Origin of the sequence: Algibacter sp. L3A6 (genome assembly GCF_009796825.1) — a bacterium.
Classification (GTDB): domain Bacteria; phylum Bacteroidota; class Bacteroidia; order Flavobacteriales; family Flavobacteriaceae; genus Algibacter.
The window spans coordinates 2,173,262-2,188,007 of sequence record NZ_CP047030.1 but is presented as its reverse complement, the minus strand read 5'-3'; the positions used below and the strand labels follow the sequence as shown (position 1 = coordinate 2,188,007).

Here is a 14,746-nt window from a genome sequence, read left to right as displayed (position 1 = left end):
AAAAAAGCTCTTTAAACATCTAGTTTAAAGAGCTTTTAAAGACTGTGACCGCGAAGGGATTCGAACCCCCAACCCTCAGAGCCGAAATCTGATATTCTATCCAGTTGAACTACGCAGCCTTATTTCCGCGCAAGCGAAAATCTTTTTATATTTTTTAAGACAATTTTGCTTTTACTATATTAGAAATGGTTTTACCATCTGCTTTTCCAGCAAGTTCACTACTTACCATACCCATAACTTTACCCATATCTTTCATCCCTTGCGCTCCTACTTTTTCAATAGTTGCAACCACTACCTTTTCAACTTCCTCATCAGATAATGCTTCTGGTAAAAACTGAGAAATAACTTCTGCTTCTGCTAATTCTGGAGCAGCTAAATCTTCTCTATCTTGTTCTAAATAAATAGCGGCACTATCGCGACGCTGTTTTACTTGCTTCTGAAGTATTTTTAGCTCTTGATCTTCCGTTAACTCTTCTTTTGCACCACTTTCTGTCTGAGCTAATAAAATAGCCGATTTAACAGCACGTAAAGCTGTAAGTGCCGTTTGATCTTTAGATTTCATTGCGGTTTTAAGCGCCGTCATTATGTCTTGTTGTAGAGCCATTTTTTCAATTTATTTAGTATGCGAAGATAAAAAAAACTTAGTATTAAAATACCCGAATCCCGATTAGTTTTAAGAGCAACCCTTATAAAAAAGCACAATAAAAAACCCGAAAAGTATGGTTAACTTTTCGGGCTAGTAATTTAGTTAAGTTTAGTGATATGCACTAATCTACATTATCGTGAAGAAACGAGTTATTTCTTCTTACTTGTAAATCATCATTATCATCTAAACCAATACTTGTTCTTGAAAAATCGTTATCAGATGAATGTTTAGAATCTTCTAAATTCACACCTTGACGCTTGTAAGCAGGTACTTTTTCTATGTCGTCAATTTTTGCATTATTGAATTTATAGTTGAAGTCCTTCATTTTACGACGACGTTCAGCCGCACGTTCTTTCAGTAATTCTGAAATTGGCGTATTCATCGGGTCAATATCCTCTTCTTCGTCGGGAAGGCTATGCTTAACAACTTCTTCTTTTTGAACCACTTTTCTTTCGAAAACGATATCTTCTTCTATTTCTTCTACAATCTCCTGACTTGAAGTTTGTTTTTTGTTAGATGAAGATTCTACCTCAGAAAAATCATCTAACGTATATCTAATATCACCATTTTCATTTGGCTTTGCAGCAGATACTTCTACGTGATCGTTAACAGCGATGTCTTTAATATCATCATCATCTAAACTAAACGTTACTTTTTTCTCTACAACTTCTTCCTTTTTCGGTTCCTTTTTAGTCTCGTTACTAATTGGTAAATCGAAGGTTAAAGTAATTTGTTTTTCTTCTTCAAATTCGTCTGCTAATACTTCAATCTCGTTGTAGTCATCATCTTGATTGTTAACAGAGCTTATAATGAAATCGTCTTCATCTTCAACATTAACACGAACTTCGTCATAAACAACATTCATGTTTTTTAAAATTTCTGAGGTAGGAATTAAATTAATATTTTGTGGCGGCGATGATAATTTATCCTTTCTTATCACGCTTTTTTCCAAAAAAGTGAATTCCTCCTCTTCATCTAAATCCAACGTATGTTTTACAACTTTAGGCTCTTCTTTTTTCTCTACTACAACTGGTGGAGCAATAACTTCAGGCGTAACTTCTTCTTTAACCGCTTTAGCTTCTACTTCTTTCTCTTCACTTAAAGAATGAATTACTTTTTTAGTTTCAGTATTAGAAATTTCGTCTTGTTGTTCAATATTAAAACCCGTTGCTATAATAGTTACAGCAATAGATTCGTCTAAAGATTCATCTTCACCAACCCCCATAATGATGTTAGCACCATGGCCAGCTTCATTTTGGATATGATCGTTAATTTCACCTATTTCGTCAATAGTAATTTCTTGTACACCAGAAACAATTAAAAGCAGTACATTTTTAGCTCCTGTAATTTTATTATCGTTTAATAATGGTGAATCTAAAGCCTTACGGATAGCATCTTGCGCACGGTTTTGACCCGACGCTAATGCAGACCCCATAATAGCTGTTCCGCTATTACTTAATACGGTTTTAGCATCACGTAAATCGATGTTTTGTGTATAGTGGTGTGTAATAACTTCGGCTATACCACGAGCAGCGGTAGATAACACTTCATCTGCTTTCGAGAACCCAGCTTTAAAACCAAGATTTCCGTAAACTTCACGAAGTTTATTGTTGTTAATTACAATTAATGAATCGACCATACCACGCAATTTCTCAATACCTTTTTGAGATTGCTCGATACGCATTTTTCCTTCAAACTGAAATGGCATAGTAACTATACCAACAGTTAAAATATCCATATCTTTAGCCATTTTAGCAATAATAGGTGCTGCACCAGTACCTGTACCACCACCCATTCCGGCTGTAATGAATACCATTTTAGTATTAGAATCTAACATTTGAGAGATGTCTTCAAAACTTTCTACTGCCGATTGCTCTCCGATATCAGGATTTGCTCCTGCACCAAGACCTTCGGTTAAGTTTAGACCTAATTGTATTTTGTTTGGCACACCACTGTTTTGCAAGGCTTGTGCATCGGTATTACATACGTAAAAATCGACACCCTTTATACCTTGTTGGAACATGTGATTGATAGCGTTACTACCGCCACCACCAACGCCAATAACTTTAATAACATTTGATTGATTTTTAGGTAAATCAAATGCGATGTTTTCGAATTCTTTGTTGCTGCTCATAAACTCTGTTTTACTGGGGTTTTGTACTAAATATTTTTTATTCAATGGATTTCTTAATCTATACTTTTACTCTGCGTTATCTAGAAAATCTTTAACGCGATCGGTTAATTTATCAAGAAAAGAACGTCTTTCTCTAACCGGTTCTGCTTTAATTTCTTCTTCTACATCTTCGGTAGGATGTTCTGTTGCTTCTTCGACTACAACTTCCTCTTCTACCTGTTGTTCTATTTTTTTACGCTCTTGTCTTTTCAAGCCATCTAAAACCAAGCCTACTGCTGTTGCAAAAAGAGGGCTAGTAACATCTTCATTACTATCGCCTGCTAAATGCTCGTTAGGGTACCCTATTCGCGTATCCATACCAGTAATATATTCTACCAATTGCTTTAAATGTTTTAACTGGCTTCCTCCACCTGTTAAAACAATACCTGCAATTAGATTTTTCTTTTGCTCTTCGTGACCGTAATTTTTAATTTCAACATAGACCTGCTCTATAATTTCTACAACACGAGCGTGAATAATTTTTGAGAGATTTTTTAATGTAATTTCCTTTGGTTCACGACCGCGCAAACCAGGAATAGATACAATTTCATTATCTTTATTTTCGCCTGGCCATGCTGAACCAAACTTTATTTTTAATAATTCGGCTTGTTTTTCAATAATTGAACAACCTTCTTTTATATCTTCAGTAATAACATTTCCACCAAAAGGGATTACTGCAGTATGGCGAATAATACCATCTCTAAAAATAGCTAAATCGGTTGTACCACCACCTATATCAATTAAAGCGACACCGGCTTCTTTTTCTTCTTGACTTAAAACCGCATTAGCAGAAGCTAAAGGTTCTAAAGTGATACCTTCTAAATTTAAATCAGCACTTTGTATACATCGACCAACATTACGAATAGATGATACTTGCCCAACAACCACATGGAAATTAGCTTCCAAACGGCCACCGTACATCCCGATAGGTTCTTTTATTTCTGCCTGACCATCCACCTTATATTCTTGAGGCAAGACATGGATAATTTCTTCACCGGGTAACATAACCAACTTATGCACTTGGTTTATTAAACGATCTATATCCTCATCATCAATAACATGATCTGAGTTTGGTCTGGTTATATAATCACTATGTTGTAAACTACGGATATGCTGTCCAGCAATACCAACCGTTACACCGTCAATTTTTAATTCTGCTGCAGCTTCTGCTTCTTGAACTGCTTGCTGAATTGATTGAATGGTTTGTGTAATATTATTTACTACACCACGGTGCACACCTAAGCTTTTAGACTTACCTATGCCTAAAATTTCAAGTTTGCCGTATTCATTTTTACGACCAATCATAGCCACAATTTTTGTGGTTCCTATATCTAATCCTACTGATATGTTATGCTCCATGGCTTATATTTTGGTACATACTACTTGGTTATCGAATTGCAAATTTACTTTGCTATAATTATCTAGCGTCTTTTCTTTGATATTTTTTTGATAAAATGCCTTCAAATTATTTATTTTTTTGTCTAATAGGTCTAAATCACCTAATTGCACTAAAAACTTACACTGTCTTAATTTTAAAAACAGCCTATTATTGGCATTTTGATGAATTTCTATAACATTCATTTTTAAAAACTCATCTTCTCTAATTTTTGTCGCTATTTTAAAAATGTTTTCTAAGTTGTTTTTCTCAACAACACCTGTTACAAGTGGTACTCTAGCCGAATAATTATTAGATAAAGGCATAAAAAAACCACGATCGTCAATATAATAAGACGCATTTGTACTAACTCTTGCTATTGGTGTTTTTTGTTTTATTTCCGCGTTAAGTGTTCCGTTTACTGCAACATACACTTCAGCACTCTTAATCATGGGGTTCGATTTGAGCACATTTTCTAACTTATTCAAATCTAAAGTTTCTTTAGCAACGTTTTGAGCACCACCGTAATTTTGTGTTAACAACTTACTAACAGTCTCATTAGTAACAAATAAGTTATCTTCTCCTGTAAATTTTATAGCAGGCTCCGTAACCAATCTAGCATTGTTTCTTCCCGATGCAAAAGCAAATAGAAAAACCACCAAGCAGAACAAAGCCACCATTTTTATGTAATTCCAATTAACTTTCAAAACTCAGCTCTTTTTTAATATGTTTTACTTGTTCTCCAATATCTCCCGCTCCAATAGTTAAAATAACTTGAGCTTTACTTTTCTTAATTTCAGCTAGCAGGTTTGCTTTACTCACCAACTGCTTTTTCTCACTTGTAACCTTACTCAACAACCATTCCGATGTTACACCTTCTATAGGTAATTCTCGTGCAGGATAAATATCTAAAAGCATCAACTCATCGAACTGAGATAAACTTTGAGCAAAATCGTCAATAAAATCTTTAGTTCTGCTGAATAGATGCGGCTGAAAAATAGCCAACACGCTTTTACTTGGATACATTTCGCGAACGGCTTGATGCACAGCATTAATTTCTTCTGGATGATGGGCATAATCATCGATATACACCAAACTATCCGTTTTAATTTGATAAGTAAACCTACGCTTAACACCTTTGTAAGATGCTAATGCTTTGGCGAGCTGTTGGTACGGGCAACCATATTCTACAGCCATCGCCAAAGCCAATAATGCATTAGACAAATTATGCCTACCTGGTAGGTTAAACTCCAAATTTTCTAGCACTGTAGTTGGTGTTTTTACGTCAAAAACATACGCGCCATTTATTATTTTTATATTTTGAACAGCATAATCAGAATTATCCTCAATACCGTATGTAATTCCTTTTAAAGGCAATCCGTTTTTAACAAACAGTTTTCCGTTAGGTTTTAATCGTTTTGTAAAATCTTCAAAAGTCTTTTTTAATTCTGAAGCATCACCGTAAATATCTAAATGATCGGCATCCATCGATGTTATACCTGCGAAATCTGGAGACAAGGTCATAAACGAACGATCGAACTCATCGGCTTCTACAACAGAAACCTCTGTCCCTTTTAAAATAAGGTTAGAATTATAGTTTTCACTAATACCCCCTAAAAATGCAGTAAGCTCAACTTGGCATTCATGCATTAAATGCCCAAGAATACTTGTTGTTGTGGTTTTTCCGTGAGTTCCAGCAACAGCCAAACAAATGGTGTTTTCTGTAATCAAACCTAAAATTTCAGAACGTTTTAAAACATTAAAACCATTGGCTTTAAAATAATTTAATTCCGAATGATCTTTTGGTACCGCTGGTGTATAAACCACCAATGTGTTTTCTGAATTTAAAAAAGCCAAATCAATCTGCTTTATATCATCATCAAAATGGACTTGCATACCTAACTCTACTAAAGCATCAGTAATTTCAGTTTGCGCTTTATCATAACCCGCCACAAGCTTATTATTCGCATTAAAATAGCGCGCTATAGCACTCATGCCAATGCCACCAATGCCAATAAAATAGATGTTATGTATATTATTTAAATTCATTTATTTCTTTAGAAGTTTTTCAACCTCATTTACTATATCTTTTGTTGCATTTACTAATGCCAACTCTTTTATGTTTCGTCCTAATTCTGCCTGACGATCGGGTGCTGCAATAAGTTTCGAGAACTTATTTTGAAAATCGGCATCCAAATCTTCTTCTTTAATAATCATAGCTGCATCTTTATCTACGACAGCCATAGCGTTTTTGGTCTGATGATCTTCAGCAACATTTGGCGATGGAATAAAAATTACTGGTTTCCCAACAATACAAAGTTCCGAAACAGAACTCGCTCCCGCTCTCGAAATCACCACATCTGCAGCTGCATAGGCTAAATCCATGTTGTTTAAAAACTCATGAACCTGCACATTTTTTGTATTACCATAAATTTTATATTGTTGGTAATATAATTTACCGCATTGCCAAATAATTTGGACATTCTGTGTGTCGAGAAAATCTAATTTCTTTTCTATTAACTGATTAATGCGTCTCGCACCTAAACTCCCACCAATAACCAAAAGTGTTACTTTACCAGGTTTTAAATCGAAATGCTTTATCGCCTCTTCTCTTTTGGTATCAATATCCAACAAACCTTGGCGTACCGGGTTACCAGTTTTTATAATTTTATCTTGAGGAAAAAAGCGCTCCAAATTATCATAGGCTACACATATTTTTTTAGCTTTTTTAGCTAAAAATTTATTTGTAATTCCTGGATACGAATTTTGCTCCTGAATTAAAGTAGGCACTCCTTTAGAATTTGCAATTTGCAATAATGGTCCGCTTGCAAATCCGCCAGTTCCAATAGCCACATCGGGCTTAAAACGTCTTACAATTGTATTAGCTTTCCACAAACTACTAATTAACTTAAACGGAAACATTAAATTCTTAAAGGTTAACTTACGCTGAATGCCCGAAATCCAAAGTCCTTTAATATCAAAACCGGCTTGTGGTACCTTTTCCATTTCCATACGATCGCTTGCGCCAACAAACAAAAATTGAGCATCAGGATAACGCAACTTTAATTCGTTTGCAATAGCGATAGCCGGATAAATATGTCCGCCTGTTCCACCTCCCGATAATATAATTTTATATGGTTTCATTCCTTTTAGACTTTTCCCCGTAAGGGAAAATTTATTTTCTTTTTTAATTCAATATTTATATAGCCTCCGAAAGAATTTCTAACGGATTATCTTCATTTATTTCTTTTTCCTTCATTTCCTCGCGTCTAGCACTTACGCTAAGTATAATACCTATCGCTAAACAGGTCATCCAAATCGATGTTCCTCCACTACTAACCAAAGGTAAAGTTTGCCCCGTTACCGGGAACAATTCTACAGCAACAGCCATATTTATTAAAGCTTGAAAAACAATAGGCAACCCAACGCCTAACACCAATAATTTCCCAAAAATAGTATCCGATTTTTGAGAAACAATTACCACTCTAAACAATAACCACATGTATAAAATCATGATTGAAAAACCTCCAATTAAACCGTATTCCTCAATAATTATAGCAAAAATGAAATCGGAAGACGATTGTGGCAAAGCATGTTTCTGAATACTTTTACCTGGTCCAACACCAGTAATTCCTCCAGAAGCAATAGCTATTTTCGCTTTTTCTATTTGATAATCGGCATCAGTATCTTCACTATCAGAATAGTTCTTAATTCTATTCTCCCAAGTTGTTACTTTAACATTTAAAGGCCCTGTTGTTAGTTTAGCTACCATAATAAATAGTATTAAAGCAACTAAGCCCGAACCCAAGATAATAGCCATATAACGTACGGGATAACCTCCTAAAAACACCAAAATCATTACCATTAAAAACATAATAGCAGCCGTAGAAAAGTTAGATGGTAAAATTAAAGCCAGCACAATAAATACAGGTGCCCAAAGCGGCAAAATAGAAGCTTTGAATGTGATGACTTCGTCTTTTACTTTCGACATATATCGCGCCACATAAACCATTAAAACCACGAAGGCCAACGTAGATGTCTGGAAAGACAAACCTACAACCGGTATTTTAATCCACCGACTCGCACTTGCACCACCCATTACCGTACCTTGCGCCATGGTAATTAATAACAAAACTCCAACCACAGGTAGCATCACTAAAGACAGCCCCTTAAAATAACGGTACGGAATTTTGTGCACTCCATACATAATTGCAAACCCTAAAACCAAATGCATAAAGTGTTTTACGAACGAAATAAATGTATTTCCATCGTATTTACTATATGCCAAATCGCTCGCTGCACTGTACACAGGCAAGAAGGACAATATAGCTAGTAGTGCTACAATGGCCCAAATTAATCGATCTCCCTTTATGTTTTTAAATAGCGTTTGCATTTACTTTTTTCTTATCTCGCTTTTCTATTATTCCGCTTATTATGCAGTATTAAGTGCTTTATAAATTTCTAACCGCGTTTTTAAACTGACGGCCTCTATCTTCGTAATTTTCAAATAAATCGAAGCTTGCACAAGCCGGAGACAACAATACGTTATCGCCAGATTCAGCTAATTTATAAGCTATTTTTACTGCTTCACTCATAAACTGAGTTTCAACAATAACATCCACCATATTTCCAAAAGTGCTCATTAAAGTCTCGTTTTCTGCACCCAAACAAATAATAGCTTTCACTTTTTCGTTCACAAACTGAAACAACTCCTGGTAATTATTACCCTTATCTACACCTCCAACAATCCAAACCGTTGGCGCACTCATACTCTCTAAAGCAAAATATGTAGCATTTACATTGGTTGCCTTAGAATCGTTGATGTATTGTACTTTATTTATTTTTAAAACTTGCTCTAATCTATGTTCTACACCCTGGAAGTTTTCTAAACTTTCACGAATGGTTTGTTTTCTAATTTTTAGTAAATGCGCAACAGTAGAAGCCGCCATAGCGTTCTTTACGTTGTGTTTTCCTTCTAATGCTATTTTGTTTGTTGGCATAATTATTTGGGTGTTATCTATTGTTATTTTAATGTTATTTTCTTTATCTAAATACGCGCCATTCTCTATTGTTTTCACTAATGAAAACGGCAATAATGTTGATTGAACCGGGTTCTTTTTTAAACAATCTACAATCACCTCGTCATCGGCATCATAAATTAAATAATCGTCCTTACTTTGGTTCTTGGCAATTCGAAATTTAGAAGCGATATAATTTTCAAATTTATAATCGTATCGATCTAAATGATCTGGAGTAATATTTGTTATTACAGCAATTTTAGGTTTAAAGTCAATGATATCATCCAACTGAAAACTACTAATTTCTAGCACGTAATTATCAAAATCCTCTTCCAGAACTTGCTTAGCAAAACTATCGCCAATATTACCAGCCAATCCCACATTCAATTCTTCTTTTAAAATGTGATGCGCTAGTGTTGCCGTTGTTGTTTTACCATTACTTCCCGTAATACCAATAATTGTTGCATTGGTATATTGAGCTGCAAATTCAATTTCCGAAACTACCTTAATTCCCTTTTCACGAATTTGTTTTACCAAAGACGCTTTATCAGGAATACCAGGACTTTTCATGACGATGTTAGCATTCAGAATGTTTTCTTCAGAATGTTTCTCATCTTCCCATTCAATATCATTTTGTACAAGAACTTGTTTATAATTTTCTTTTATTTTTCCCTTATCGGAAACAAAAACGTCATAACCTTTAGTTTTAGCCAAAAGCGCAGTTCCTACACCACTTTCTCCTCCACCTAATATGACTAGTCTTTGTTTTGCCATTTCTTTATCATTTTATATAATCTACGCTTTCGCGGAAACCATACATTTATTATCTAATTTTTAACGTTACAATTGAAAGAATAGCTAGCAAAATACCAACAATCCAAAATCGTGTTACAATTTTACTTTCGTGATATCCCGATTTTTGATAATGATGATGTAACGGCGACATTTTAAAAATGCGTCGACCTTCACCATATTTCTTCTTTGTATACTTAAACCAACTTACTTGCATTACTACCGATAAATTTTCGGCTAAAAAGATTCCACAAAGCACAGGTATTAACCATTCCTTACGCACCGCGATAGCAATTACAGCAATAATACCTCCAATAGTTAAACTCCCCGTATCGCCCATAAAAACCTGCGCCGGATAGGTATTATACCAAAGAAAACCAATTAGCGCACCAACAAAAGCCGCGATATAAATTGTGATTTCCTCAACACGTGGGATATACATTATATTAAGGTATTCCGAGAAAATAATATTACCAGAAACCCATGCGAATATGCCTAACGTAAGCACTATAATGGCCGATGTACCTGCTGCGAGACCATCAATTCCATCGGTTAAATTAGCCCCGTTTGAAACTGCTGCGATTATAAAAATGGTAACTAGAATAAAAATAATCCAAGCATACTTTTCTAAATCTGGACTAATCCATGTGATTAACTTTGCATATTCAATTTCATTTCCTTTTACAAAAGGAATCGTAGTTTTAGTTGATTTCATTTCGGCCGCGAACAACTTCGACGGCGCTATATCCGGATTTTCTACCAATAATGCTCGTTGTTCTTCTATTGGCAATTTTTCCTTCATGGTAACATCTTGATGAAAAAATAGTGTACTACCCACTATAATACCTAAACCAACTTGACCTAAAATTTTAAAACGTCCTTTTAAACCGTCTTTATCATTTTTAAACTTCTTTAAATAATCGTCTATAAAACCAATAATCCCCATCCAAATAGTGGTTACTATCAATAAAATGATATAAATATTTGAAAGCTTTGCTAATAACAACACAGGAATCAACGTTGCTAGAATGATAATAATTCCACCCATTGTAGGTGTACCGGCTTTTTCCTTTTGACCATCTAAACCTAAATCACGAATGGTTTCTCCCATTTGCTTTCTAGACAAAAAGCTAATTATTTTTTTACCGTAAATTGTTGAAAAAAGCAAAGCAAAAATCATAGCCAATGCTGCTCTAAAGGTTAAAAACCCAAAGAGTGATGCCCCAGGAAACTGGAACTGTTTTTCTAAATATTCGAATAAGTAATACAGCATTCTTTCTCTATTTTAATTACTTCTGTAATTGCTTTAATATCTCTTGCACGGTTTCATAATCATCAAAATGAAAACGTTCTCCTTTAATTTCCTGATAGTCTTCATGACCCTTTCCTGCTATTAAAATAATATCGTTAGGTTGCGCCATTTGGCAAGCCGCTTTAATAGCTTGTTTTCTATCTGAAATTGTTAAGGCCTTTTTAAAATTTTGAGGTTCTACCCCTTTTTCTATATCGTCTAAAATGGCTTGTGGCTCTTCACTTCGTGGGTTATCACTAGTAAAAATCACTTTTGTACTTAACGCCGTAGCGATATGCCCCATTTTTGGACGCTTTGTTTTATCACGATCTCCACCACAACCAACAACGGTAATGAGTTCTTCATTTTTAGTACGAATACTATTTATAGTTTCCAATACATTTTTCAATGCATCAGGTGTGTGCGCATAATCAACAATCGCCGTTATTTTTTCAGCTGAAATTAAATACTGAAATCGTCCGCTCACGCTTTCCAAATCACTAATTAAACGAAGAATTTCTACTTTTTCGAGCCCTAACAATTCCGCTGTAGCGTAAATAGCTAATACATTGTAAGCATTAAAATTCCCGATTAACCGTGTCCAAACCTCACTATCATTCACCTTAAGCAATAAACCGCTTAATCTATTTTCTAAAATTTGTGCTTTATAATCAGCATAGCCTTTTAAAGCATACGTTTGTTTTTTAGCTTTTGTATTTTGAAGCATAATTGCTCCATTTTTATCATCGGTATTCACTAACGCAAAAGCTGTTGATGGTAAACCGTCGAAAAAACGTTTTTTAACATCACGATACTCTGCAAAAGTGTTATGATAATCTAAATGATCGTGCGATAAATTGGTAAATATCCCGCCTTCAAAATGCAAACCTTCTGTTCTAAATTGATGAATACCATGCGAGCTAACTTCCATAAAACAAAACTCGACACCTGCCGTATTCATCTCCTTTAAATACTTGTTAATAGTTAAAGAATCTGGCGTAGTGTGAGTTGCTTTATACTCTACAGTATCTACCATTATTTTTACAGTTGAAAGCAAACCAACCTTAAAACCGGCGTTTTTAAACAACTGAAATAACAAACTAGCAACTGTTGTTTTTCCGTTAGTACCAGTAACACCAACAAGTTTTAAATTCTCGGATGGCACACCGTAAAAATTGGATGCCATAATAGCCATAGCTTTACTAGAATTATCAACTTCTACATAAGTTATACCATCAACAACCACTTCCGGAGTCGCCTCACAAACTATTGCAGTTGCACCATTTTTAATAGCCACATCTATATAATTATGTCCATCCACAACACTGCCCTGGATAGCCACAAACACATCACCTTTAACAATGTTGCGCGAATCGAAATGAATGCTGTTTACATCCATGCTCGTGTTTCCAACAACAGCATTTAAAGTAACCTTATATAATATGTCTTTTAATACACTCATGATGCTTTTAATGTAACCGTTTGATTGTTTTTTAACTTGGTACTCTTATTTATTGATTGTTCTTTCACAATACCGTTTCCGCTAAGTTTCACTTTAACCTTCACATCCATATTTTCTAAAAGGGCTAATGCGTCCATAGCAGGCAAGCCTACCACATTTGGCATAATAGTTTTATACGTTTTTGTTGTTTCGTAAAACTTATTATACTCATCTTCTACAGAAGCTACTTTCACATCTAAAGATTTTACTTCATCTATTAAAGGTGTGTCTGTAAATATTTTTTGCGCAATACGTTTAAAAACTGGCCCCGTAACATCGGCCCCGTAATACCCTTTTTTAGTACTTGGTTTATGAATAACAACAATGCAAGAATACTTCGGGTTTTCTGCTGGAAAATAACCTGCAAAAGACGAGATGTATCTTTTATTATTTTTCCAATCAGCCATCCAATACTCTGTTTGTGCCGTTCCCGTTTTTCCTGCCATTGAGAAATTTGGAGAATACAACTTGCTTGCTGTACCTCTCACCACTATGTTTTTTAGTATTTCTCTAATTTCACCTAAGGTCTTATCAGAACAAATCTTTTTATTAATCACTTCTTTTTCAAAAACCTCAATTTCTTCATCAAACTCCTTAACTGCTTTTATAAATCTTGGCTTTACCATTTCACCATCATTCGCAATAGCGTTATAAAAAGCAAGTGTTTGCAACGGTGTTAAACTTAAGTTATACCCATAAGCCATAGACGGCAAAGCATTTCTACTCCACTTTTTATCACCTGGCTCCGGAATATCTGGATCACCTTCACCTTTAATTGAGACACCTAACGGCTTATCAAGATTCCAATCCTTAATATGATCTATAAATTTCTTAGGATTTTTAGAATAATTTTCATCGATAATTGTAGCTAAACCAATATTTGAAGACACCTCTAAAGCTCTTGCTGCCGAAATTTTACCGAAACCACCATGATGAGAATCGTAAATTGTTCTTCCGTAAAAACGCTTAGATCCTTTTCTTGTATCTACAATCGTTGCCGTATCAATCACCTTATCCTCTAGAGCAGCCATAAGCGCCATAACTTTAAAAGTAGACCCTGGCTCGTGCGACTCCCAAACGGCATAATTTCGTTTTTCGTAATATTCGCCACTCTTAGTTTTTGCTAAATTCGAAATAGCTTTTATTTCACCAGTTTTAACATCCATAACCACAACACAACCATGCTCAGCCTCGTAATACTCTAACTGCCCCAACAACGAATGATGCGCGATATCTTGAATATTTACATCGATAGTTGTATAAACATCATAACCATCTTTTGGCTCCACTTGATTATAATCGGTAAGTGGTTTCCATTTGTTTTTCCCTATTTTTTGCTTTAAACGCTTACCATCGGTACCACGTAAATATTTTACTCCAAAAGCACCATCGATTCCAGCACGCGTTACATTTCCTTCATCATCAAATCGCTCGTAACCAATAGAACGCTGTGCTATTTCACCCATTGGAAATTCTCGTTTCGTTTTCTGACTTACAATAAGCCCTCCCGGAATTGCGCCTAATTTTAAAAGCGGAAACCCTCTAAAACGCACATAATCGGTATAATTAATATTTTTTGCTAATAGCAAATATTGATTTTTATTCGCACGTGCTTTTCTTATAGACTTCTCGTAATACGATGATGATTTCCCTGAATATTTAGAAAGCGAATCGGACAACGGACCAACAAATTCTTCAAACTTTTTAGTTGGTGACACCACTGCATCTATAGCAATATTATACTTCGGGATTGATGTTGCTAACAAACCTCCATTATCAGAATACACATTACCACGATTTGCAGGAATAGTAATATTTTGAACATCACGTTTTTCAACCAGCGCTCTATATTTATCACCTTGCAAATACTGAATACTGAACAATTTAAACAGCACTGCAAGCCCGAACACAAACATGCATCCCGCTACAAAATATAGTCTATTTAATATG

The 14,746-nt window shown here is 35.0% G+C and carries 11 protein-coding genes and 1 tRNA gene; all 12 read right to left on the bottom strand.

Annotated elements, in window-relative coordinates; translation table 11 throughout:
• Positions 1–45: 45 nt before the first annotated feature.
• The 12 genes from GQR98_RS09210 to GQR98_RS09155 all read right to left on the bottom strand — a co-directional run bounded on the left by GQR98_RS09210 (position 46) and on the right by GQR98_RS09155 (position 14,712).
• Positions 46–119: transfer RNA gene (locus tag GQR98_RS09210), tRNA-Arg, on the bottom strand.
• A gap of 35 nt (positions 120–154) precedes the next feature.
• On the bottom strand, positions 155–604 hold the full coding sequence (locus GQR98_RS09205; RefSeq protein ID WP_159019252.1) for a GatB/YqeY domain-containing protein: 450 nt from the start codon (positions 602–604) through the stop codon (positions 155–157).
• A gap of 163 nt (positions 605–767) precedes the next feature.
• On the bottom strand, positions 768–2,780 hold the full coding sequence (ftsZ, locus tag GQR98_RS09200; protein ID WP_159019251.1) for a cell division protein FtsZ: 2,013 nt from the start codon (positions 2,778–2,780) through the stop codon (positions 768–770).
• 66 nt (positions 2,781–2,846) lie between these two features.
• The gene (gene ftsA / locus GQR98_RS09195) at positions 2,847–4,178 is read right to left on the bottom strand and encodes a cell division protein FtsA (protein WP_159019250.1); all 1,332 of its coding nucleotides are present in this window, start codon (positions 4,176–4,178) and stop codon (positions 2,847–2,849) included.
• 3 nt (positions 4,179–4,181) lie between these two features.
• A complete protein-coding gene (locus tag GQR98_RS09190; protein WP_159019249.1) occupies positions 4,182–4,901 on the bottom strand; it encodes a cell division protein FtsQ/DivIB in 720 nt (239 codons plus the stop codon).
• Positions 4,891–6,243 (bottom strand): UDP-N-acetylmuramate--L-alanine ligase, encoded by a 1,353-nt coding sequence (murC, locus tag GQR98_RS09185; protein WP_159019248.1) that lies wholly within the window; start codon positions 6,241–6,243, stop codon positions 4,891–4,893. The genes GQR98_RS09190 and murC overlap by 11 nt, the downstream gene beginning before the upstream one ends.
• Positions 6,244–7,338 (bottom strand): undecaprenyldiphospho-muramoylpentapeptide beta-N-acetylglucosaminyltransferase, encoded by a 1,095-nt coding sequence (gene murG / locus GQR98_RS09180; protein ID WP_159019247.1) that lies wholly within the window; start codon positions 7,336–7,338, stop codon positions 6,244–6,246. It abuts the gene before it with no gap.
• Between the two features lie 55 nt (positions 7,339–7,393).
• Positions 7,394–8,587 carry an FtsW/RodA/SpoVE family cell cycle protein gene (locus tag GQR98_RS09175; protein ID WP_159019246.1) on the bottom strand — a complete coding sequence of 398 codons (1,194 nt, stop codon included), beginning with the start codon at positions 8,585–8,587 and terminating at the stop codon, positions 7,394–7,396.
• A 58-nt stretch (positions 8,588–8,645) separates the two neighbouring features.
• Positions 8,646–9,986 (bottom strand): UDP-N-acetylmuramoyl-L-alanine--D-glutamate ligase, encoded by a 1,341-nt coding sequence (murD, locus tag GQR98_RS09170; RefSeq protein WP_159019245.1) that lies wholly within the window; start codon positions 9,984–9,986, stop codon positions 8,646–8,648.
• A gap of 49 nt (positions 9,987–10,035) precedes the next feature.
• Positions 10,036–11,277 (bottom strand): phospho-N-acetylmuramoyl-pentapeptide-transferase, encoded by a 1,242-nt coding sequence (gene mraY / locus GQR98_RS09165; protein ID WP_159019244.1) that lies wholly within the window; start codon positions 11,275–11,277, stop codon positions 10,036–10,038.
• Positions 11,278–11,293: 16 nt separating this feature from the next.
• Complete coding sequence (locus tag GQR98_RS09160; protein WP_159019243.1) at positions 11,294–12,757, bottom strand: UDP-N-acetylmuramoyl-L-alanyl-D-glutamate--2,6-diaminopimelate ligase; 1,464 nt, start codon at positions 12,755–12,757, stop codon at positions 11,294–11,296.
• Positions 12,754–14,712 carry a penicillin-binding protein gene (locus GQR98_RS09155; RefSeq protein ID WP_159021129.1) on the bottom strand — a complete coding sequence of 653 codons (1,959 nt, stop codon included), beginning with the start codon at positions 14,710–14,712 and terminating at the stop codon, positions 12,754–12,756. The genes GQR98_RS09160 and GQR98_RS09155 overlap by 4 nt, the downstream gene beginning before the upstream one ends.
• Positions 14,713–14,746: the final 34 nt, after the last annotated feature.

What these genes read in the sequence shown, in the direction of transcription:
- GQR98_RS09155 (WP_159021129.1), bottom strand. Translation starts at nt 14,712, where the DNA reads ATGTTTGTGTTCGGGCTTGCAGTGCTGTTTAAATTGTTCAGTATTCAG.
- mraY (WP_159019244.1), bottom strand. Translation starts at nt 11,277, where the DNA reads ATGCTGTATTACTTATTCGAATATTTAGAAAAACAGTTCCAGTTTCCT.
- murG (WP_159019247.1), bottom strand. Translation starts at nt 7,338, where the DNA reads ATGAAACCATATAAAATTATATTATCGGGAGGTGGAACAGGCGGACAT.
- GQR98_RS09160 (WP_159019243.1), bottom strand. Translation starts at nt 12,757, where the DNA reads ATGAGTGTATTAAAAGACATATTATATAAGGTTACTTTAAATGCTGTT.
- ftsA (WP_159019250.1), bottom strand. Translation starts at nt 4,178, where the DNA reads ATGGAGCATAACATATCAGTAGGATTAGATATAGGAACCACAAAAATT.
- GQR98_RS09175 (WP_159019246.1), bottom strand. Translation starts at nt 8,587, where the DNA reads ATGCAAACGCTATTTAAAAACATAAAGGGAGATCGATTAATTTGGGCC.
- GQR98_RS09205 (WP_159019252.1), bottom strand. Translation starts at nt 604, where the DNA reads ATGGCTCTACAACAAGACATAATGACGGCGCTTAAAACCGCAATGAAA.
- murC (WP_159019248.1), bottom strand. Translation starts at nt 6,243, where the DNA reads ATGAATTTAAATAATATACATAACATCTATTTTATTGGCATTGGTGGC.
- murD (WP_159019245.1), bottom strand. Translation starts at nt 9,986, where the DNA reads ATGGCAAAACAAAGACTAGTCATATTAGGTGGAGGAGAAAGTGGTGTA.
- ftsZ (WP_159019251.1), bottom strand. Translation starts at nt 2,780, where the DNA reads ATGAGCAGCAACAAAGAATTCGAAAACATCGCATTTGATTTACCTAAA.